Source organism: Bradyrhizobium centrolobii (assembly GCF_001641635.1).
Taxonomy (GTDB): Bacteria; Pseudomonadota; Alphaproteobacteria; order Rhizobiales; family Xanthobacteraceae; genus Bradyrhizobium; species Bradyrhizobium centrolobii.
On record NZ_LUUB01000090.1, the window covers coordinates 226,530 to 246,242 of the forward strand.

Below are 19,713 nucleotides of genomic sequence, written 5' to 3' on the forward strand. Positions count from 1 at the left end.
ACTCTCAATGTGTCACCCGCCAGATCGTGCCGTTGCCATCTTCCGACACCAACAGTGAGCCATCTTTCGCCACCGCGACTCCAACCGGCCGACCCCAGACGTCCCTGTCGTTGATGACGAAGCCAGTGACGAAATCCTCGTATTCGCCGGTCGGCTTGCCGTCCTTCACCCTGATGCGGATGACCTTGTAGCCGGTGCGCTTCGATCTGTTCCAGGAGCCATGCTGGGCGGCGAAGGCGTCGCCCCGATACTCGGCCGGAAACTGAGTGCCCTGGTAGAATGTCATGCCCATGGAAGCGGAATGCGGCTGCACCAGCACGTCGGGGACCGTCACCTTGTCCTCGAGGTCCGGCCGCGCGCGCCGGTGGCGCGGGTCTTCGTTGCTGCCGATATAGAACCACGGCCAGCCGTAGAAGGCGCCCTCCTTCACGCTGGTCACGTAGTCAGGCACGAGATCGTCGCCGAGCCCGTCGCGTTCGTTGGTCGAGCACCAGGGCAGCCCGGTCTGCGGCTGGATCGCAAGGCCGACGCAGTTGCGGATGCCGGTGGCGTAGATCTTCCGCTCCTTGCCATCCGGATTGAAAGCAAGCACGGCGGCGCGCTCGGTCTCGCTCGCCCAGGCCGCGCCGAGCGGTTGGGTTCGCGACCACGCCTCCAATCCGCCCGGCGGAGTGCCCATGCCTTCTGCGACATTGCTGAGCGATCCGACCGAGACGAGCATGCGCTTGTCGTCCGGGGTAAAGACGATGTCGCGGGTGGAATGGCCGCCGGTAGGCAGGCTTGGCACGACGGTTTCCGGCTTGCCCCGTGCCTTGAGATCGCCAGGCTGATAGGGAAAGCGGACGACGCTATCGGTGTTGGCGACGTAGACCCATTGCGGATTGTCGCCACTGGGAAAGAAGGCGATGCCGAATGGCTGCTTCAGGCCGCTTGCAAAAACCTCGTTGGTCGCGACTTTGCCTTCGCTGGCGCGAAGCACGCGGATGTTGCCTGCCCGCGTCTCTGCCACGAAGACGTCGCCGTTCGGCGCAACACGCACGATGCGCGGACCGCGCAGACCTTCTGCGAACAGCTCGATCTTGAACCCCGCCGGCATTTGCAGGGATGCCTCCGGCGGGCGCGACACAACACGCGAGCTGTTCGCAAAGGACGGGGTGGCGCGGGGCTTGACGAGATCCTGCGGCCGGATCAGCCTCACGATACCGGGCTTGTCGGATTGCCAACTGCCATAGGCGTCCTTGCCTTGCAGCACCAGCTCGGCTCGCGCGGTCGTCGCGGCGGCGGTCAGCGACCAGACGAATGTCGCCACGGACCAGATCCTGTTCTTCACGTCGTCTTCCTCCCGGTCTCGACTTGTGGAACTTCACGCCGGCTACCGAACGCCGATGGACCCGTGAACGTTCTCGGCAGGTCGTGCACATGCCGAATCCCACGTCAGCTCATGCCTGCACGATGTGCAACAGCCGCGACCCATCGTACTGGAAAATGCCGCTGATCGGTGCGACACATTGTAAGGGTGCGGCCGCCAGTCGCGGTCATCAAAGCTGCGGCATCGACGTCGCGACTGATGGGGTGATCATGTGGGGATCCATCATATCGGAATGGGCGAGCCTGCTGCTCCGCTGGCTGCACGTGGTGGCGGCGATCGCCTGGATCGGCAGCTCCTTTTACTTCATCCATCTCGATCTCAGCCTGAAACCGCAGCGTGACTTGCCGGACGGCGTGCAGGGCGAGGCCTGGCAGGTCCATGGCGGCGGCTTCTACCGGATCATGAAATATCTGGTAGCGCCGAGCCAGATGCCGGAGGAGCTCACCTGGTTCAAATGGGAGGCTTACACCACCTGGCTCTCCGGCTTCGCTCTGATGGTGGTGGTCTATTATCTCGATGCCGACCTGTTCCTGGTCGACAAGTCGATCCTTGACCTGACGCCGGTCCAGGCCGGTCTGTTCAGCTTCTGCAGCCTTGCGCTGGCGTGGGCCCTCTACGAGATCGCCTGCCGCACCGGGCTTGGGCAGCGTGAGCTCGGCTTTGCCATCGGCGGCTACGTGTTCCTGGTCGCACTGACCTACGCCTTTACGCACGTCCTGAGCGGCCGCGGGGCCTTCAACCAGATCGGGGCGATCATCGGCACCATCATGGTCGCCAACGTCTTCGCGGTGATCATCCCGAACCAGAAGAAGATCGTCGCCGCGCTGATCGCCGGCGAGGCGCCCGATCCGAAACTCGGCAAGACCAGCAAGGAACGCTCGGTCCACAACAACTATCTGACGCTCCCCGTCGTCGTGCTGATGATCAGCAACCACTATCCCCTGCTCTACGCCACCCGCTTCAACTGGATCATCGTCGCGATCGTGCTGGCGCTGGGGCCGGTGATCCGCCACTTCTTCAACGAGCGGCATGCGGGCCGCAGGTCGCCATGGTGGGTGTGGGGTGTGGCGACAGCTGGCGTGATCGCAATCGGCGCGCTCTCCGCGGCCGGCCCGCGTGAGGCCAAGACGGGTGTGCTGTCGGCGCAGCCGACGCTCGCCAATGTCGAGGATATCGTGATGTCCCGCTGCAGCATGTGCCATGCGGCCGAGCCGGTCTGGGCGGGCATCGTGACCGCGCCGAAGGGCATCCTGCTCGACGGCAGCGAGCACATCCAACGCAACATCCGCCTGATCGGCCGCGTGGCAGCGTGGTCCAACGCGATGCCCCCGGGCAACATCACGGAAATGACCAGCGAGGAGCGCGCGATCCTCGCTGCCTATATCGGCGGGCAGGATCGCTGACGCGGTCCGTTGCGACGCTCGATGCGGTGTTTCGCGGAAGGAAATTGCACTTCCGCAGGCGATTTCAAAATGACTCGCGCGTCCATCCATCGTAGATAGGTGCATGATGGCCGCGCGTGCGGCCGCAAAGTCAGTTTAGCTCGCCCGGGGAAATAACAGTGGCCCTCAAGAACGTCGTCGGAGTAGACCACGCCGTGGTCATGGTGAAGGACCTCGACAAGGCTGCCGAGAATTACAGACAGCTCGGCTTTACCGTGTCGCCGCGCGGCACCCACAGCGCGCATATGGGAACGGGCAACTACACCATCATGTTCGACCCGGACTACATGGAGCTGCTCGGCGTGCTCGCCCCGACCGAACATAACGCCCCGGCCCGCGCCTTCCTCGAAAAACGCGGCGAGGGCATCGAACGCATCGCATTCACCGCGGTCGATTCCTCAGCCGGCGCGGAGGAGATCCGCGCACGCGGCCTCACGCCGATCGGTCCCACGGATTTCGAACGGCCGGTCACGCTGCCGAACGGCACGGTATCCGCAGCGAAATTCCGTACCTTCATGTGGCCAACCGAGGAAGCACCCGGCGGCGTGCGCATCTTCGCCTGCCAGCACAAGACCCGCGAGACCGTGTGGATTCCCGAACTGATGACGCACGCCAATGGGGCGAAGCGCATTCAGCAGGTGCTGATCGCGACACCCGAGCCCGCGAAGGAGGCGGCGCATCTGTCGCGGCTGATCGACCGCGAGCCGAAGACGGAAGCCGACGGCGCAGTCGCGGTGCCCTCCGGCGGCGATCGTGCCGATTTCGTTTATCTGACGCTGGATCAGCTTGGCGGCCGCTATCCCGGTGTCCCGCTGGCAGGTCTCTCCGAACGCGGCGGTGCGGCCCTGGTGCTCGCCAGTTCCGATCTTGCGGAAACCGAGAAGGCGTTGGGCTCGGCAGGCGTGCGCAGCGGGAGCGCGATCTGCGTGCCGCCGGCCAGGGCCAACGGCACCCTGCTCGCCTTCATTGCCGGCTGATTTGAACTAAATCTTTAACGTGCGTTTACCCGGCGGCCCTAGCATTTCCGGCTATTCACGCCGCCTGGGGCCAAACGCATGTTTAGAGAAGGCTCGCCGATCGCCTACGACGCGCCGGCCGAACTGAAGAAGTGGCCGTCGCTGAAGGGACAGAGGCAAAAGGACAGAGGCCCGCCTTATCTCGTCTATAACGGCACGCTCGCCGAGTGCGTTCGCGAGCTCATGGCCAAGCCGATCAAGGGCATCTCGCTCTACGACATCATGACGAGGCCGCAAGCAGCCTTCGATCAGGCCGTGCTGTCACCGGGCGACGCCGCCGAGATCGCGATGCGCAAGGATTTCCCGAAGGACTAGTTCGAAGCGCGACTGGCTGCAGGTTGTCTTTGCTGCTTCGAGGAGGATTCCGTCGGCGCATCGAGGAAGACGACGGGCGTGCCGCGCTTGACCCTGTCACCGAGCGTGCGAACGTCCCAGTTGGTGAGCCTGACGCAACCGTGAGACGCTGATTTGCTGACCTTGTCGGGCTCCGCCGTTCCGTGGATGCCGTAGCCCTGTGCGGACAGGCCGATCCAGTACGCGCCTAGCGGATTATTCGGGCCTGGCTTGAGGTCGAACGGCTCCCTGGATTTGACGCCATCGAAGTTGTAGTCGGGATTGTAGTGGTAGATCGGCCTGTCATTGGTCCCTGTGACCTTGAGCGTTCCACTCGGTGTCGGTCGATCCGGGCTGCCGATTGACGCAGGATAGAACGCGATCAGACGACCGGTCGCGTTGAACGCCTTCAACGTTTCATTTTTCTTGTCGACCTCAAGCCGCGCAATGCGCGGCAGTTCGCTCCGTGCCGAGACATTCGCAACGACGATTGTCTCCCCGGCCTTGTCGAAAGACTTGCCTGGATTGAGCGCTTTCAGCAGCTCTTCGCTCATGTGGAATTTTTCGGCGAGTCCTTCGAGAGGACTGGCATAGCCCAGCGCATTCCGCGGCTTCATGTCGTCGAGCGTGGCCGGGAGTTCTTTCAGGAAAGGCCCCTTCACGTCTGCGTCGGCGATCTTGTAATCGACGACGATGGGCCCTTCGCTCGCCGCAATCAGCTTGTCCCAAAGTTCCGGCGCGATCGCCTTGTCGGAAGGGATTCCGGTCTGCTCGGCGAATGCCTTCAGCGCCTTCTGTGCGTTCTCGCCGAGCCTGCCATCGATCTCGCCGGGAGAGAATTGCGCACGATCGAGCAGGACCTGAAGCTTCACCACCGATGCGTTGACCTTGTCGGTGACGGGCTGCTTTGCAGGACACGCAGCATCATTCACAGCTGCTGCATCAAGATTGCCCGCGAGTGTTGGAGCGGCGAGCCACAGCGAAATCACCGCGCCAAACATCCATCGCATCATAGTCGCGCGTCCAATCCGCAAGTGATCCGCAAGTCCACCGGGTTTCGTTTCGGGAACACCGGTATCCGGGAACACCGTAGTAACACTGACGGAACCGGAGAGATCGCAGCTTTGCCGCAATCGGACGATTATGACGTCCTTATCGCCGGCGCATCGCTGGCCGCTCATCCCACAGTTCGAGGTTGCCCAGCAAATGCGATTTGTCGTGGCGGCTTGCGCCGCGTTTCTGCTTCTGATGTGCGACCTCGATCCGTCGGCGTCCCGGCAAGCATCAACTTTCGAGTCAACCGTTCTCCAGAACGATCGCGCCTCTCCACTTGTTCCGGTCGTCGAGCTCTTCCTCGCGAGCGTGCAGGCCATTGAACTCGCGAATGCGCGCGCGGCATATGAGGAAATGCCGAAGGAGAAGAGCGAACCTGCTGTCACGCCCGCGCCGGTTTCACCAATGGATCAATTCTGCCACGCGCTCAGGCAAGCCGCCGAGACCAGCGGCATTCCGGTGCCCTTCTTCGCGCGCCTGATCTGGCAGGAGAGCCGCTTTCGCTCCAACGAGGTGAGCCAGGCCGGGGCACAGGGCGTCGCGCAGTTCATGCCGGAAACGGCTGCAGAGGTCGGGCTCGACGATCCCTTCGATCCCATGAAGGCTTTGCCCGCATCAGCAAAATTCCTGAGCAAGCTTCGCGACGATTTCGGCAATCTCGGCCTCGCCGCAGCTGCCTATAATGCGGGTCCGGGTCGGATCCAGAAATGGCTCGCCAAGGAGAGCGAGCTGCCGCGCGAAACGCGCGACTATGTCCGGATCATCACCGGCACCAAGGCCGAAGACTGGATCGAGCGCTCCGAGGCTCTCGCGATCCGGATCGACCTGCCACGTGAAGCCCCATGCGAAGGCGTCGGCGATCTCTCCAAGACAAAGGATGTCGCGTGGGTTCCCGTGAACCTGACCCCAACGGTCGCCACCATCGTTCGCAAGGCCGAAGCCACGCAGCTGGAGGCGCGGCTGGCGGCCAACCGTGCGCGCAAGCGATTTGCATCTCTGATCAGGAAGAAAGCTTCGGCCCACGGCAAGGCGCGCAGCATGATCGCGGCGCGGGCCGCCGGTAAGAGCGCGAAGGCGCGCGCCATTCGTGTCGCGTCGCGCGAACGCTCCTCCGATTAAGTCAAACCGGCTTCTCGTCGTCGATCACCGGCGAGGTGACCACCAGGAACACGAGGTCGGTCAGGCCCGAATTCGAGATGGCATGCTCCACGCCGGGCGGCAGGAAGATCACGTCATGCTTGCGCACGACATGGGTCTTGCCCGCAATCTCCCTAAGCCCCTCGCCTTCGAGCACGTGATAGACCTGCTCCTGCACCTCATGGTGATGCTTCGCCACATAGGCCATCGGCTGGTACATCGAGATTCGGTAGTCGATGCGGCGCGAGCCTGCGGTCTCCGGCATCACCAGAGGCTTTGACAGCGCACCCCCGAAATGGTTCGGGAATTCGCGCCAGGGCACCTCGGCGATGTTGCGGATGAAGGCGCCGTTGCTCTCCTCGGCCATGATCGTGCTCCTTTCGCGCAAATCAGTGCACCAGCGCCCCGCCGTCGATGTAGACGATCGATCCGGTGGCGAAGCCGTTGGTCATGAAGGCTGCGATCTGCTGGGCGATGTCATCGGCCATGCCGACGCGGCCGACCGGCAACGCGGCGGCGGTCTTGGCCAGCATCTCGCGCCGCGCCTCTTCAGGCATCGCCGCCCGGATCGGCGTATCGATCACGCCTGGCGAAACGGCGTTGACTCGCACCGGCGCTAGTTCGAGCGCCAGTGCTCGCGCGAGCGATTCCAGCGCGCCATTCGCCGCGCTGATGATCGCCGAATTCGGCCGCGGCCGGACGCTGAGGAAACCGGTGACAAGCGTCAGCGAGCCGCCCGGGCGGATCACCGCCTCGCGCGCCACGCGCCAGGCGCCCCAGAACTTGCCTTCCATCGTGGCGCGCACGTCCTCCATCGCAACCGTCTTGAACGGCCCGGTGCGAAGCTGCGCCGCCGTCAGCACGACGTGATCGACAGGACCGGTGCGGCGAAACAGATCGGCGACGCTCTGGTCACTGGTGACATCAGCCGGAATCGCCGTCACCTTCAGCCGCTCGGCGACGGGATCAAGCTTGGCAGCACTGCGCGAGGCGATGATGACGTCGGCGCCCTGCGTCTTGGCAAGCTCCGCCGTGGCAAGGCCAATGCCTGACGAGCCGCCGATCACGACGACCTTTTTGCCTGCGAGCGTCATTTCCATCTCCCCGATAGCTTGTTGATTGCTCATCCGTACGCTGCGCGATCAGCCCGGCTGGAAGCGCGTGCCGATGCCGGCCTTGCTCTGGCCGAGGCCCGGCAACTCCCAGACTCCCGCACCGGCCGGATTAATGTCCGCTGCGATATCGACGTCGATCAGATACGGCTTGTTGGCAGCGATGCCCTTGCGGATCGCTTCACCGAGGTCGCCGGCGCGATCGACCCGCACGCCTTCGACGCCGCAGGAGCGCGCCATCGCGGCAAAGTCGGGATTGTAGCGTTCGCCTGTTTCCGGGTGCTTGAAGTCCGTCGCAAGCTCGCGCCCGCCGAGATAGCCGCGCTGAAGTCCGCGGATGGAGGCATAGGCGTAATTGTTCCAGACCACCCAGACCACGGGCAGATTGTACTCGACCGCCGTACCCAGCACGTTGGCGTGCATGAAGAAGGCGCCGTCGCCGCATACCGACACGCAAGGGCGATCGGGCGCCGCGAATTTCGCGCCCATCACGCCGGCGACGCCAAAGCCCATCGGGCCGAAACCCATCGAGCCGATCAGTGAGTCCGGCCGCTTCGGCTTGCAGAAGCCGAGCAGCCAGTTGTGATGCACGCCGATATCGGAAACCAGTATCGCATCCTCGGGCAGCGCCTTGTCGATCTCGGCGGCCGCGCGCTGCGGATTGATCGGCGTGGTATCGTCGGAGAAGCCGGGCGCGACGAGCTTGTCCCACTCCTTGCGATAGGTGTCGATCTGCGCCAGCCATTTCTTGCGTGCGTTGGACTTCTTGAAGAGGTTGTCGCGGCGATCGAGCTCGGCATGAACCTGCCGCAGGAAGGTACGAACGTCGGCCATCAGGCCGAGCGCGACGGGATAGTTGCGGCCGATCTCCTCGGGATCGATGTCGACATGGATCAGCTTGGTCGGCGGAATCGTGAAGGAATAGCCGGGGATCCAAGAGCTCGACGTGCGGTCGTCGAAGCGGACGCCGAGCGCGAGCAGTACGTCGGCCTGGCGCGCGGCGTGATTGGCCTGATAGTGCCCGGCACGCGCGACGAGGCCGAGCGCGAGCGGATGGTTGACGTCGAGCGCGCCGAGGCCGCTCGCCGACGCCGCAACCGGAATCTGAAGCCGCTCGGCAAGCTCGCGCAGCTCGTCGGCCGCGCCGCCATAGCGCACGCCCTGCCCGACCAGCATCACCGGCCGCTCCGCCGAGAGCAGCATGTCGACCGCTCTCTCGACGCCCTCGGGATCAGCCCCGCAGCGGCTCGAGATATTCGCATTCCACTCGATCGCCTTCGGCGCCTCTTCGGCTGCCGATTCCATGAACACGTCGAAGGGCACGTCGACCACGACGGGGCCCGGCCGTCCCGTGACCATGGTCTTCCAGGCCTGCCGTACCGCAAGTGGCACCATCTCGCCTCGCGTCGGCTGAAACACCTTCTTGCAGATTGAGCGCACGGTGGAGGGAAAGTCGGCCTGGTAGTGCCGGTACATTTCCTGGAAGGCGCCGCGATTGAACTGGCTGGTTGGCACGTTGCCTGTGATCGCCATGAACGGCACGGAGTCGAGAAAGGCGTTGGCGAGCGAGATCGGCAAATTGGCCGAGCCCGGCCCGCAGGAGGTGAAGGTCGCCGTCGGCTTGCCCGAGACGCGATAGTAGACGTCGGCCATGAAGCCGGCGACGCTCTCGTGATGCACGGAGATCGTCTTGATCTCGGAGGACCGCTCGTACAGCGCGTCGATGAACTGGATGTTGCCGTGACCGCACAGGCCGAACACCTGCGGCACCTTCTCCTGGATCAGATAGTCGACAATGACCTGGGCGCCATTGAGCATGTTTCGCGACATCAACCCGTCTCCCTCTCGGCCCGACGTCTTCTTATGTACCGATGCGGAGAACGCGGCCGGTCATCACTGGGCCGCCGGCACCCTATTTCTCATAATGCTGTACGTCAATTTATATTGTGATAGTCTTCTTCCGGAGGAAACGCGCGCGCAGCTCCGACGCTTGCGTGGTTGCGTGCTACTGTCGAGCACCGAGTCATGACGGATTTGCCAGAGGGGGCCTCTTCCTTGAGATCGCGCACCAAGCCCAACGCCAGCGAGAAACCCGCGAGCCCGCGCAAGGCCGCGATTGCCAAGCTGGTCCCCGCCCCCCAGGCCGATGGCGATGATGAGGCCGACGACAAGCAGCGCGGCGGCGGCGTTCAGTCACTCGGCCGTGCCTTCTCGATACTCGAAGAGGTGGCGCGCCATCGCGAAGGGATTGGGCTTGCGGAATTGAGCAAGCTCGTCGGGCTGCACAACTCGACCACCTTCCACCTTGCGAAGACGCTGGTCTCGCTCGGCTACCTTCGCCAGGAGAAAGACAACAAGCGCTACCGCATCGGCCGTCCGCTGTTCGCACTCGCGGCCAGCGCGCTCGACGAGATCGAGATGGTCAATGTAGCAACGCCCGTGCTGGAGGAGCTGTCGCGCCAGACCAGCGAAAGCAGCCATTTTGCCGTGCGCATGGGCGATGCCGTGGTCGTCATCGCCCGCACCAGCGGCCCCGGCGCGTTTCAACTGACCGACCGCGTCGGCGTGGTACGGCCGGCCCATTGCACTGCGCTCGGCAAGATCATCCTGGCTTCGCTCCGGCCCGAGCAGCTCAAGCGGTTCCTCGAGCGCGCCGAGTTGAAGCCGTCCACGCCCAAGTCGATCACCGATGCCGGCGCGCTGATGCGGGAGATCGCCGAGGTGCAGCGCACCGGCGTTGCCTTCGACGACGGCGAGTTCAACATGGAAGTGCGCTGCGTCGCCGTGCCCGTGACCGATTTCACCGGCCAGGTGATCGGCGCGCTCGGCATTTCCGGCCCGATCTGGCGGCTCTCCAACCAGGCGCTGCACGCAAGCGCGCAGGTCGTGCAAACTGCAGCAGACCGCCTGTCCGCCGAATTCGGCGCCAAAGGCGCGGCGCAAAAGGCGCTCACGCAAAAAGCCTGAGACGCGCGCAGGCGGCGATTTTGCCGGTTGACACCGGCGATGCCGTTCGGGATTGTCCTCCAGCATTAGAAAAACGTCTCTCACAATATCGGACATCCGATTTTGAAGGGAGACACGCGATGCACCCGGGGAGGAGACAAAGATGATCCGCACCAGCCGACGGACGTTGTTACGTGCGGGCGCAGCCTTTGCAGGCGCGTCCGCACTGGGGTTTCCGGCGATAGTGAGGGCCCAGGCCGAGAAGATCCGGATCGGGCATCTGACGCCGCTGACCGGCTTTCTCGGCGTGATCGGCAGCTACGCGCAGCTGGGCGTGAAGCTCGCGGCGGAGGAGATCAACCAGTCCGGCGGCGTTCTCGGCAAGCAGGTCGACCTGCTGTCGGAAGACTCGATCAACCCTGCAACCGCAGCCACCAAGGCGCAGCGCATGCTCGAGCAGGACGGCGCGGTGGTGCTGCTCGGCGAAATCTCCTCGGCCTCCTCGCTGACCATCATGCAGGTCGCCGAGCGCAACAAGAAGGTGTTCTTCTCGACCGGCGCGCGGTCGGACGCGCTGCGCGGCAAGAACTGCAACAAATATTCCTTCCACTGCGACATCCCGAACACCGTGATGGTCAATGCGGTCGGCACCGCGCTGTCGCAGAAGGGCATGGTGAAAGGCAAGAAGTTCTTCACGCTCACGGCCGACTACATCTTCGGCCATGACCTGTTGAAAGCGGCAAAGGCGTTCTTCGGTACGCACGACGCCAACCTGATCGGCGACGAGTTGATCGCGATCGACGTCACCGATTTCAGCCCGTATCTCTTGAAAGTACGGCAGGCCAAGCCCGACGTGGTCTGCTGCAACCTCGCCGGCAACCAGGTCACCAATCTCGTCAAGCAATATGCCGAGTTCGGCCTGCCCTATCCGCTGGTCGGCTTCAACCTCAACACCGGCGATGCCTGGGCCGCGGGCGCCGGCAATCTCAGCGGCACCTGGCCGACGGTCTGGTATCACACGCTGAACAATCCGGCGTCGCAGGCCTTCGTCGCGGCGTTCAGCAAGAAATACGGCAAGCCGCCGGAGAACCACGCCTGGATCGACTACATCACGCTGAAGCTTCTGGCAGAGGCCATCAACACCACCAAATCGACCGACAGCAATGAGCTGATCGCCTATTTCGAAAAGCAATCCCAGTTCGACATCGGCAAGGCGCGCAAGGCCTATTTCCGCTCCTGGGATCACCAGATGGTGCAGGAGGCCTATCCATTCACCGTCAAGCCAAAGGACCAGATGAAGGACCAGTGGGATATGCTGGTGCTGGGCGATGCGGTGCCGGCGGCAAACGACCCGCTGGAGACGATCTATCCGACCAGGGAACAGAATCCCTGCGAGATGAAGGCCTGAGGCGCGGCTTACGCGCATCGAGGCCGATTGGCGTCAGCGGCGCCGGCCCTGCCGGCGCCGTTCTTTTCAAGGCAATGGACGCAACATGCAGTTCGAGTTCTTGCTGGAACAGGTGGTGAATGGCCTCGTGCTCGGAGGCTATTACCTGCTCATCGCGCTCGGGCTGTCGCTGATCTTTTCCGTCGGCGGCATCGTCAATCTCGCGCATGGCGCCTTCTATGCACTCGGCGCCTACGTCTTCGTCGAACTCGTGAAGCACCTCGGCTTCGGCGCCTCCATAGTGATCTCGCCGCTCGCGGTCGCCCTGCTCGGCATCCTCTTCGAACGCTTCATCCTGCGCCGCTTCTACACGGCTGACCCGATCCTGAGCCTGCTCGTGACCTTCGGGCTTGCAATGGTCGCCGAGCAGGCGATCCGCATGATCTGGGGCGCAGCACCGGTCTCCACCGAGATCCCGCAAAGCTTCCGCGGTTCAGTCATCCTCGGCGATTTCCTGTTCTCGCGCTACCGCCTCCTGATCCTGGCGGTCATCGCCGTGGTCCTGGTCGCGGTCTGGCTCCTGCTGCACAAGACCTCGTTCGGACGGGTGGTGCGCGCGGGCATCCAGCGGCCGGACATGGTCGCCGCGCTCGGCATTCGCCTGCAGCCTTACATGATCGCGATCGTCATGCTCGGAGTCGGCATGGCCGCGCTCGGCGGCGCCTTCTTCGCGCCGATCACGACCGTGCATCCGGCGATGGGTGCCGAGATCATGACGGTGGCGTTCGTCGTCGTCGTGATCGGCGGGCTCGGCAGCTTCTGGGGCGTGGTTATCTCAGCCCTCCTCGTCGGCGTCGTGCGCGGCATCGCCATTCATTTCCAGCCGGCAGCCGGTGAAGCCTCGATCTATATCCTGATGTTCCTGGTGCTGCTGGTGCGCCCGCGCGGCCTGCTCGGCGAACGCATCGAGAAGTTCGAATGACCCGTGGCTCTGCCATCGAGAAGCTGAGGCTGCTGCTGATCGCAGCGGTTGCGGTCATTGCGCTGCCCTTCGTGCTCAGGGCACTCGGCCTTTCCGTGAACACCGGCACCTGGATCGTCGGGCTCGCGATCGCGACCATGGGGCTCAACCTCTGCATCGGCTATACCGGCCTCGTCTCGTTCGGCCACAGCGCCTGGTTCGGCATCGGCGCCTACGCCGCCGGCCTGATCCAGCTTCGCTTCTTCCCCGGCGATATCTGGCTGCCGCTGCTATCATCGATGGTCGTCGTCGCGATCGCATCGACCGCGATCGGCATGCTGATCCTGCGCCGGCGCGGCGTGTACTTCTCACTGCTGACGCTCGCGCTTGCGGCACTCGTCTACACCACCGCGTTCCGCTGGACGAGCCTGACCGGCGGCGAGGACGGTCTCGGCGGGCTGAAGCGCGGTGACATCGGACCAATCAGTCTCGACAACGCGGTCAACTACTATGCGGTCGTCGCGGCGATCGGCCTCATCGTGCTCTATGTCCTCATGCGCCTCGTGCGCTCGCCGTTCGGCCATGTTCTGGTGGCGATCCGCGAGAACCAGCTGCGCGCGAGCTTCCAGGGCTATCCAGTCGAACGCTACAAGCTTGCGGTGTTCGCGATCTCCGCCGTCGTCACCGGCCTAGCCGGCGCGCTGATCGCGTTCCTGAACTATCTCGTCTCGGCCGAAGCCGTCTCGGTGCCGTTCGCCGGCGAGCTTCTGGCGATGGTCGTCATCGGCGGCATGCGCAGCCTGCTCGGGCCAGCACTCGGCGCGTTGTTCTTCATCCTGTTCCGCGAGCTGTTCTCGATCTGGACGTCGGATTGGCTGTTCTGGTTCGGCCTCACCTTCGTGGCCTTCGTGATGTATTCGCCCGGCGGCCTCGTCGGCATCGGCGCACTGATCATGCGGCGCTTCCGTCCCGCATGCGAAGAAGCCGCCGCAATGAGCCGGCGCAAGATCTATGACGGCCTGCCGCTGCCGGACTTTTTGCGGCCGGAGCCACGACAAGGCACGGTGCTCGAGGTCAGCGACGTCTCCAAAAAATTTGGCGGCATCCGCGCGGTCGAGAATGCTGGCATTAAGGTCGCCGCCGGCGAGATCCACGCGCTGATCGGGCCGAACGGCGCCGGCAAGACAACGCTGTTCAACCTGGTCTCCGGCCTCTACGCGCCGGACCGGGGCACGATCCGCCTCAACGGCCGGGACATTGCCGGCGTGCCGGCAAACCTGATCTGCCATCAGGGGCTGGCGCGCTCGTTCCAGATCACCAACCTGTTTCGCGGGCTCACCATCTACGAGAACCTGCGCCTCTCGCTGCAGGCGCGCCGGTCGATGCGCTTCAACATCTGGAACGACATCGACGCGTATGAGGAAATCCACGCCGAGACCACCGCGCTGATCAAGTTCCTCGGGCTCGAAGGCATCGAGGCGATCGAGGGCGGCGAGCTCTCCTATGGCGGGCAGCGGCTGGTCGATCTCGGCATCGCGCTCGGCTCCAAGCCGCAGGTGCTGCTGCTCGACGAGCCGCTCGCGGGCCTTGCCGCGGCCGAGCGCGAGCGCGTGTCCAACCTCGTCAAGAACATTGCGGACAATATTCCCGTGCTGATCGTCGAGCACGACATCGATCGTGTGCTGGGCTTCTCGGCTGTCGTCACCGTGATGAATCAGGGCGAGGTGCTGATGTCCGACTGCCCCAAAGCGGTGCGGGCCGATCTGCGCGTGCAGGAGATCTATACCGGCAAGGGCATTCCCGCCGTCGAGCATCAACGCACCGGTGAAGCCGCCGGCGACAGCAAGACCGTCCTCCGTCTCGATCGCGTCAACACGTTTTACGGCAAGAGCCACATCCTCAACGATGCCGCGCTCGATGTGCGCGAAGGCGAGATCGTCGCTCTGCTCGGACGCAACGGCGCCGGCAAGTCGACGCTGCTGAAGACCATCGCCGGCCTCGTGCCAGCGGCGTCCGGCAGCATCACCTATCGCGGCGGCGACATCGCAAGCCTCCCCGCTCCCGACATTGCGCGCCGCGGCATCGGCTACGTGCCGCAGGGGCGCGGCCTGTTCGCCGGCATGACCGTGCGCGAAAACCTCGCGCTCGGCCGTCTCGCCCGCAAGACCGACGGCAGTGACGGCGTGGTCTGGGACGAGGAGCAGATCCTGCACACCTTCCCGCGGCTGAAGGAGCGCATGAACGTTGCCGCCGACTATCTCTCCGGCGGCGAGCAGCAGATGGTGGCGGTCGCACGCGCGATGTCAGGCAATGTCCGCCTGCTGCTGCTCGACGAGCCGTTCGAGGGCCTTGCGCCGGCCGTGACGCTGGAGCTGTTCAAAGTGTTCGACCAGCTCCGCCAGCACATGTCGATCGTCATCGTCGAGCACAATCTCGATCTCGTGCTCGCGCTCGCCGACCGCGTCTTCGCGCTGGAGCGCGGCGCCGTGTTCCATCAGGGACCGGCGACGCCGCTGCTCAACGATCTCGGCTATCGCAAGCAGATCCTGTGGCTGTGACGTCGCGCGACGCGTCAGTCGGACTTGATATTTGCCGTCGCGACGACTTCGGCAAGCTCCCTGGTCTCTTCCGCGATCTTCGGCCGGCCACATGCGCCTGATGCGCATCAATTCCGTCGCACGGTAAGTGAAGAGGAGGCCGGCACGCCGGGGCTCCAACAAAAACTGAAAAACAACCCCATGCAAAGTAGCCGACGGCTGCCGGCGCGAGACCCTGCCCCTCGCAATACCGTTTGACACGTCGGGCAAAACAGGCGCACGATTCCATCATCGCAGCAATCCGTGAGACGCCCCTACCCGTTGCGGCCATGGGCGCCTCGAGACGGCCTGCGCGCAAAACACGATCATCGACATCCCAGGTTAACGGCGCGCTGCTGTGCGCGACGGCTGCACGCGCGCATGCCGTCGCCTGCGCTGCCAAAGGAAGCATCGACATGACAACATCTGCGAAACCCAACACGACGGCCGCAATCGCGGCAAACGATCGCCCCGCCATCACCGCGAGCCCGAAGATAAAACTCTCCCGGCGGCGCATTTCGATCGACCATCCGGATCAGGAAGCCGGCGAACGGCTGCTGGCCGACGCGCTCGGCGCCGTCGACCGCGACGCGCTGCAGGGCCTGCTGAAGCAACTGGTCAAGGCCAGCACGATCGGACGAAATCCCGACAAGGCCAATCTCGCCTTCATGATCTCGATGATGAAGAGCATCCGTCCGCGGGATTCCATCGAGGCCATGCTGGCGGCGCAGATGGTGTCCGTGCACGTGACGGCGATGCGATGCGCCTATCGTCTCGCCTGCGCCGACGACATCCCTCGGCAGGACAGCGCCGCGCGCGCTCTCAGCAGGCTCATGCGCACCTTCCCGGCCCAGGTCGAGGCGCTGAACCGCTACCGCAACAACGGCGAGCGCGCCATCACCGTGCAGAACCTGTCCGTGCAGGACGGCGGCAAGGCAATCGTGGGGAATGTGACGCAGCATGCAAGGGTGATCGTTGCGGAGGCGGGTTCGAAGGACGCGGGGATGGGCCCGGCGCTTGACGCCGGCGAACGCGAGCACGAACGGGCCGAGGCCAAGCAAGGCGCCACCGCATGAGTAGCGGCCACACGCACAACGCCGGCCCCATGCTGGCGAGCCCGCGCTGCGGCGCAAGGACCCGCAGTGGCGACGCCTGTCGCGCGCCATCGGTGCACGGCGAGACACGCTGCCGCATGCACGGCGGCGCGGCAGGATCGGGCGCACCAATGGGAAATCGGAATGCGCAGAAGCATGGACTGTACACGAGGGATGCGATCGCCGAGCGAAAGCAGGTCCGGACCCTGTTGGGTGAGACGCGGAAGTTGCTGGAGGAACTGAAATGATTCTAGTGCTGGTTTGGGCAGGCGGGGGTCCGGTTGCAGTTAAAGTAGTAGGCGCCGGTTGTGCTGATTGGGTCATCGGCAATGGCGCTTTTCGCCTTTCCGTCCTCTCGGTTCCCTGTCTGCGCCGAATGCTCTCCGCTAAGCACAGCACGGGAAGGGCGTATAGGCCACGCCCAAAGGTTAAGAGGGGCCCAAAGGTCAAAAGGGGTCCACAGGCTACGTGCGGGCTTGTCGGCACAACCCCGAATATGCATATGATGTGCCGTAAGGCTGGCCCCTGGAACCAAAGTCGTAAGAAAGTGTTGAAGAATCAAGAGCATCATGCTGGGGCCGCCCCACGGGGAGTTGTCATGGCCGCGCTGACACTGGAACAGATTGCTGAAAAAGCTAAAAATCACCGCGTAACTCCTTCTGAGCGCAAGGCACAGAGGGTGAGTTTGATCATGGGTCTTCGGTCCAAAAACTCGACCCTAACCCGTGACGAGGTGTCGAGTTTCCTTGACCAAAACGAGGGTCACGAAACAGCCGAGAAGAAAGTCGGTTGACACAATCGAATGGACAACCGCTAATAGAAAGGCCCAGCTTTTGCTGGGCCTTTTTATTTGGGCGGGGCAATGCTCGATAGTAACTGGGAATTAATCAATGGGCCTTCGGCTCATCACATTGAACAACTAAATGCAGCAAACAGCATCAACGTGCTGGAAGCGCTGGTTACCTTTCTCATCCACTTCAGTCAGCCAGACAAATTGCCGTGGGCGCCAAACGAAATGGCACTGCGAGAGCTTCATAGGTGCGGGACGCTATTCCTGCTCAATAGGCCTGGCGAATACCGAGACGTCCCCGTCCAAGTGGCAAATCTACAAACTGGGGAGGTTCTGTACCAAGCTCCGCCTTGGGAGCAAGTGCAGCAACTGATGACGGAATTCTTTGAGGAGCTTCATAGAATTTGGCACGAAGGAGATGCGCTGGACGCCGCGGCTTTCGCTCTTTGGCGTATCAACTGGATACATCCCTTCAGGAACGGCAATGGCCGGACAGCGCGCGCTTTCTGTTATGCCTGCCTGAATGCACGACTGGGCGTGATCCTGCCAGGCACAACCACCGTCATCGACCAAATCATGCTCACTCGCCCCGACTATGAGGCCGCCATCCGAGTTGCAGACCAGGCGGCAGCCGTGAACTCAGCGGCGAGGGATTTGAGCCAGATGAAAGATTATCTAAACCGACTGTTGCAGATTCAGATCGCCTCGATTCCAGATCCGTAAATTCGAACTGAGACACCACTAAATCTCGGCGCTAGCTCGAGCTGGGTACCCCACCAGAACCATGGAGGGTCCAGGCCCGAATGAGTTGATGGGTTTCGCTTCGCTTTGCTCTACGCATCGTTGGTGTGGTTGCCAGATGAATCCTTGGCCTCACATTCCTGAAGATGTGGTCGCTTGGTATCGGGATGTTTTTGCCGAAGCCAACCGACGCGTCTGTGAGCGGCTTGTTAACCTTCCAAATGTCCGGGAAACTTCACTCGATGATGGATTGATAGAAGCTCTGATACCCGAAGCCGCGCCGACCCTACTCCCCTCAGGAGCGATCGTGCGCATGGACACCCACAATGTCGGCGGTTTGCTGCGGACTGGCTGGCCGCGTTGGGAGCCGCCCTTTGTGCGTCGGTGGGAAACGGCAGACATCGCGGTTCTGGTCTTTGTGTACCGGGGCGAGACATTGATCGCCAAGAAGATCGGGTTACTTCAGACAAAGCGTCTCTATCCCGACAACAACGATGTTGAGGATGATGAAGACGAGTTCGAGCTCTTTGCGGGCATGAACAGATTCATCCGCCGCGAAGACAAACAAGCCATCGGCGCGCTTCATCTGCATTTTTCATTCAGCGAGGACAGCGTCTATGGAGCCATGCGGGCGGGAAGCCGTCAGATTCAGGTGATCGACGCGCTAAACCGCGACTTTGGAAAAGCGGTGTACTACCTTTTCTACAATCCGCACGAGATCCCGGTTTCGATCAGCTATCCAATCAAGGAGCGAATCCGACTTGATCGGCCGGCGATTGGGTGCCGCGTCCTCGATGCAGACGAGGTGCACCAGGCGCTCACGGGGCTCAAAGGCGGAGATTCCCCAACCTACACGACGCTGACGCAGGCAGCTTCGGCAAGCAATTGGCGCCTAGAAGCGTGGGCCGCCGACCTCTTGCTCACATGCCAAGTCGGTGAGCAATTCGATGCCTCGCGCGAGGAGCGTGTTCGGTATTTCCTCGAACGGAGGACAGGGCCGATCGGCGCGGCTCTTGCCGTTTCGATTACTCTCCCAGATGGCTGAACCCGACACTACGCGCGCAAGGTTAGCAGATTTCAGCATTAGCGCGGATTGAAACGCGCGAATGATGGGTTTCGCTTTGCTCTACCCATCCTACGGACTGGTTGCGACTCACTATGAGCCGCAACCAACAATACCATGGTCAACCCTTTCCACCGTCGATTTCGCGGAAGTTGCGCTTGGTACGAACAGGTTTGTTCGGCTCCGATAACAGTTGCGACGTTGCTCGTCTGCGGTTGCCCAAACCGTCCCATCACCTCCGATACTGTTCCTCGCTGACCTTCTCCATCCAGTCCACGGTCTTGCCGCCAGCCGATTCCTGGATGGCGATGTGGGTCAAGGCGGTGATCGGCGAGGCGCCATGCCAGTGCTTCAGCCCCGGCGGAAACCACACGACGTCGCCGGGCCGGATCTCCTCGACCGGGCCGCCCTCGCGCTGCACCCAGCCGAGCCCTGCGGTGACGATCAGCGTCTGGCCGAGCGGATGCGTATGCCAGGCCGTTCGAGCACCCGGCTCGAACGTCACCTGCGCGGCATTCGCTCGCGCCGGCTCCGTCGCCTGAAACAGCGGATCGATGCGGACCGCGCCGGTGAACCAATCTTCCGGGCCCTTCTGCGAGGGCCGCGACCCGTTTCTTTTGATATCGATGTCCATATCACGCTCCTTCACTGGTTCGAATTCTTGCGCATGCGTACGGCCGATTCCGATCGACG

At 63.1% G+C, this 19,713-nt stretch carries 19 protein-coding genes; 13 read left to right on the top strand and 6 right to left on the bottom strand.

Going from position 1 to position 19,713, the window contains the following annotated elements; translation table 11 throughout:
- Nucleotides 1-4: 4 nt before the first annotated feature.
- On the bottom strand, nt 5-1,330 hold the full coding sequence (locus tag AYJ54_RS33170; protein WP_063705751.1) for a PQQ-dependent sugar dehydrogenase: 1,326 nt from the start codon (nt 1,328-1,330) through the stop codon (nt 5-7).
- Between the two features lie 248 nt (nt 1,331-1,578).
- Between AYJ54_RS33170 and AYJ54_RS33175 the strand changes: the two genes are divergently transcribed.
- The 3 genes from AYJ54_RS33175 (at nt 1,579) to AYJ54_RS33185 (ending at nt 4,142) form a co-directional block, all read left to right on the top strand.
- Entirely contained in the window at nt 1,579-2,772 is a 1,194-nt protein-coding gene (locus tag AYJ54_RS33175; RefSeq protein ID WP_063705833.1) for a urate hydroxylase PuuD, read from the top strand.
- A gap of 158 nt (nt 2,773-2,930) precedes the next feature.
- Nucleotides 2,931-3,788: a VOC family protein gene (locus AYJ54_RS33180; RefSeq protein ID WP_063705753.1), complete on the top strand. Its 858-nt coding sequence runs from the start codon at nt 2,931-2,933 to the stop codon at nt 3,786-3,788.
- Between the two features lie 78 nt (nt 3,789-3,866).
- The gene (locus AYJ54_RS33185; RefSeq protein ID WP_063705755.1) at nt 3,867-4,142 is read left to right on the top strand and encodes a hypothetical protein; all 276 of its coding nucleotides are present in this window, start codon (nt 3,867-3,869) and stop codon (nt 4,140-4,142) included.
- Here AYJ54_RS33185 and AYJ54_RS33190 read toward each other — a convergent pair.
- Entirely contained in the window at nt 4,139-5,173 is a 1,035-nt protein-coding gene (locus AYJ54_RS33190) for a L,D-transpeptidase family protein (RefSeq protein WP_063705757.1), read from the bottom strand. The two genes, AYJ54_RS33185 and AYJ54_RS33190, sit on opposite strands and share 4 nt — an antisense overlap.
- A gap of 193 nt (nt 5,174-5,366) precedes the next feature.
- On the opposite strand from AYJ54_RS33190, the gene AYJ54_RS33195 reads away from it, so the two are divergent.
- Nucleotides 5,367-6,332 carry a lytic transglycosylase domain-containing protein gene (locus AYJ54_RS33195; RefSeq protein WP_063705835.1) on the top strand — a complete coding sequence of 322 codons (966 nt, stop codon included), beginning with the start codon at nt 5,367-5,369 and terminating at the stop codon, nt 6,330-6,332.
- Nucleotide 6,333: 1 nt separating this feature from the next.
- Here AYJ54_RS33195 and AYJ54_RS33200 read toward each other — a convergent pair whose 3' ends face one another.
- Genes AYJ54_RS33200 through AYJ54_RS33210 form a run of 3 tightly spaced genes read right to left on the bottom strand, consistent with a single transcriptional unit; the run spans nt 6,334 to nt 9,292 of the window.
- Nucleotides 6,334-6,717 (bottom strand): cupin domain-containing protein, encoded by a 384-nt coding sequence (locus tag AYJ54_RS33200; RefSeq protein ID WP_063705837.1) that lies wholly within the window; start codon nt 6,715-6,717, stop codon nt 6,334-6,336.
- 22 nt (nt 6,718-6,739) lie between these two features.
- On the bottom strand, nt 6,740-7,444 hold the full coding sequence (locus AYJ54_RS33205; protein ID WP_082905974.1) for an SDR family oxidoreductase: 705 nt from the start codon (nt 7,442-7,444) through the stop codon (nt 6,740-6,742).
- A 48-nt stretch (nt 7,445-7,492) separates the two neighbouring features.
- A complete protein-coding gene (locus AYJ54_RS33210; protein ID WP_063705761.1) occupies nt 7,493-9,292 on the bottom strand; it encodes a thiamine pyrophosphate-binding protein in 1,800 nt (599 codons plus the stop codon).
- A 225-nt stretch (nt 9,293-9,517) separates the two neighbouring features.
- Between AYJ54_RS33210 and AYJ54_RS33215 the strand changes: the two genes are divergently transcribed.
- The 9 genes from AYJ54_RS33215 to AYJ54_RS33255 all read left to right on the top strand — a co-directional run bounded on the left by AYJ54_RS33215 (nt 9,518) and on the right by AYJ54_RS33255 (nt 19,002).
- A complete protein-coding gene (locus AYJ54_RS33215; protein ID WP_063705763.1) occupies nt 9,518-10,429 on the top strand; it encodes an IclR family transcriptional regulator in 912 nt (303 codons plus the stop codon).
- 142 nt (nt 10,430-10,571) lie between these two features.
- Complete coding sequence (locus tag AYJ54_RS33220; protein WP_063705765.1) at nt 10,572-11,816, top strand: ABC transporter substrate-binding protein; 1,245 nt, start codon at nt 10,572-10,574, stop codon at nt 11,814-11,816.
- A gap of 85 nt (nt 11,817-11,901) precedes the next feature.
- A complete protein-coding gene (locus tag AYJ54_RS33225) occupies nt 11,902-12,777 on the top strand; it encodes a branched-chain amino acid ABC transporter permease (protein WP_063705767.1) in 876 nt (291 codons plus the stop codon).
- Complete coding sequence (locus AYJ54_RS33230) at nt 12,774-15,314, top strand: branched-chain amino acid ABC transporter ATP-binding protein/permease (protein WP_063705769.1); 2,541 nt, start codon at nt 12,774-12,776, stop codon at nt 15,312-15,314. The genes AYJ54_RS33225 and AYJ54_RS33230 overlap by 4 nt, the downstream gene beginning before the upstream one ends.
- A gap of 434 nt (nt 15,315-15,748) precedes the next feature.
- Complete coding sequence (locus tag AYJ54_RS33235) at nt 15,749-16,408, top strand: hypothetical protein (RefSeq protein WP_063705838.1); 660 nt, start codon at nt 15,749-15,751, stop codon at nt 16,406-16,408.
- Nucleotides 16,409-16,437: 29 nt separating this feature from the next.
- Entirely contained in the window at nt 16,438-16,674 is a 237-nt protein-coding gene (locus AYJ54_RS53590) for an HGGxSTG domain-containing protein (protein WP_283808723.1), read from the top strand.
- 350 nt (nt 16,675-17,024) lie between these two features.
- Entirely contained in the window at nt 17,025-17,219 is a 195-nt protein-coding gene (locus tag AYJ54_RS33245; protein ID WP_063705773.1) for a hypothetical protein, read from the top strand.
- 69 nt (nt 17,220-17,288) lie between these two features.
- Nucleotides 17,289-17,939, top strand: a complete 651-nt coding sequence (locus AYJ54_RS33250) for a Fic family protein (RefSeq protein ID WP_063705775.1) — start codon at nt 17,289-17,291, stop codon at nt 17,937-17,939.
- Nucleotides 17,940-18,075: 136 nt separating this feature from the next.
- Nucleotides 18,076-19,002, top strand: coding sequence for a hypothetical protein (locus AYJ54_RS33255; protein WP_136624088.1), 927 nt, complete (start codon nt 18,076-18,078; stop codon nt 19,000-19,002).
- A gap of 250 nt (nt 19,003-19,252) precedes the next feature.
- On the opposite strand, the gene AYJ54_RS33260 is transcribed toward AYJ54_RS33255, so the two are convergent.
- A complete protein-coding gene (locus AYJ54_RS33260; RefSeq protein WP_063705840.1) occupies nt 19,253-19,648 on the bottom strand; it encodes a (R)-mandelonitrile lyase in 396 nt (131 codons plus the stop codon).
- Nucleotides 19,649-19,713: the final 65 nt, after the last annotated feature.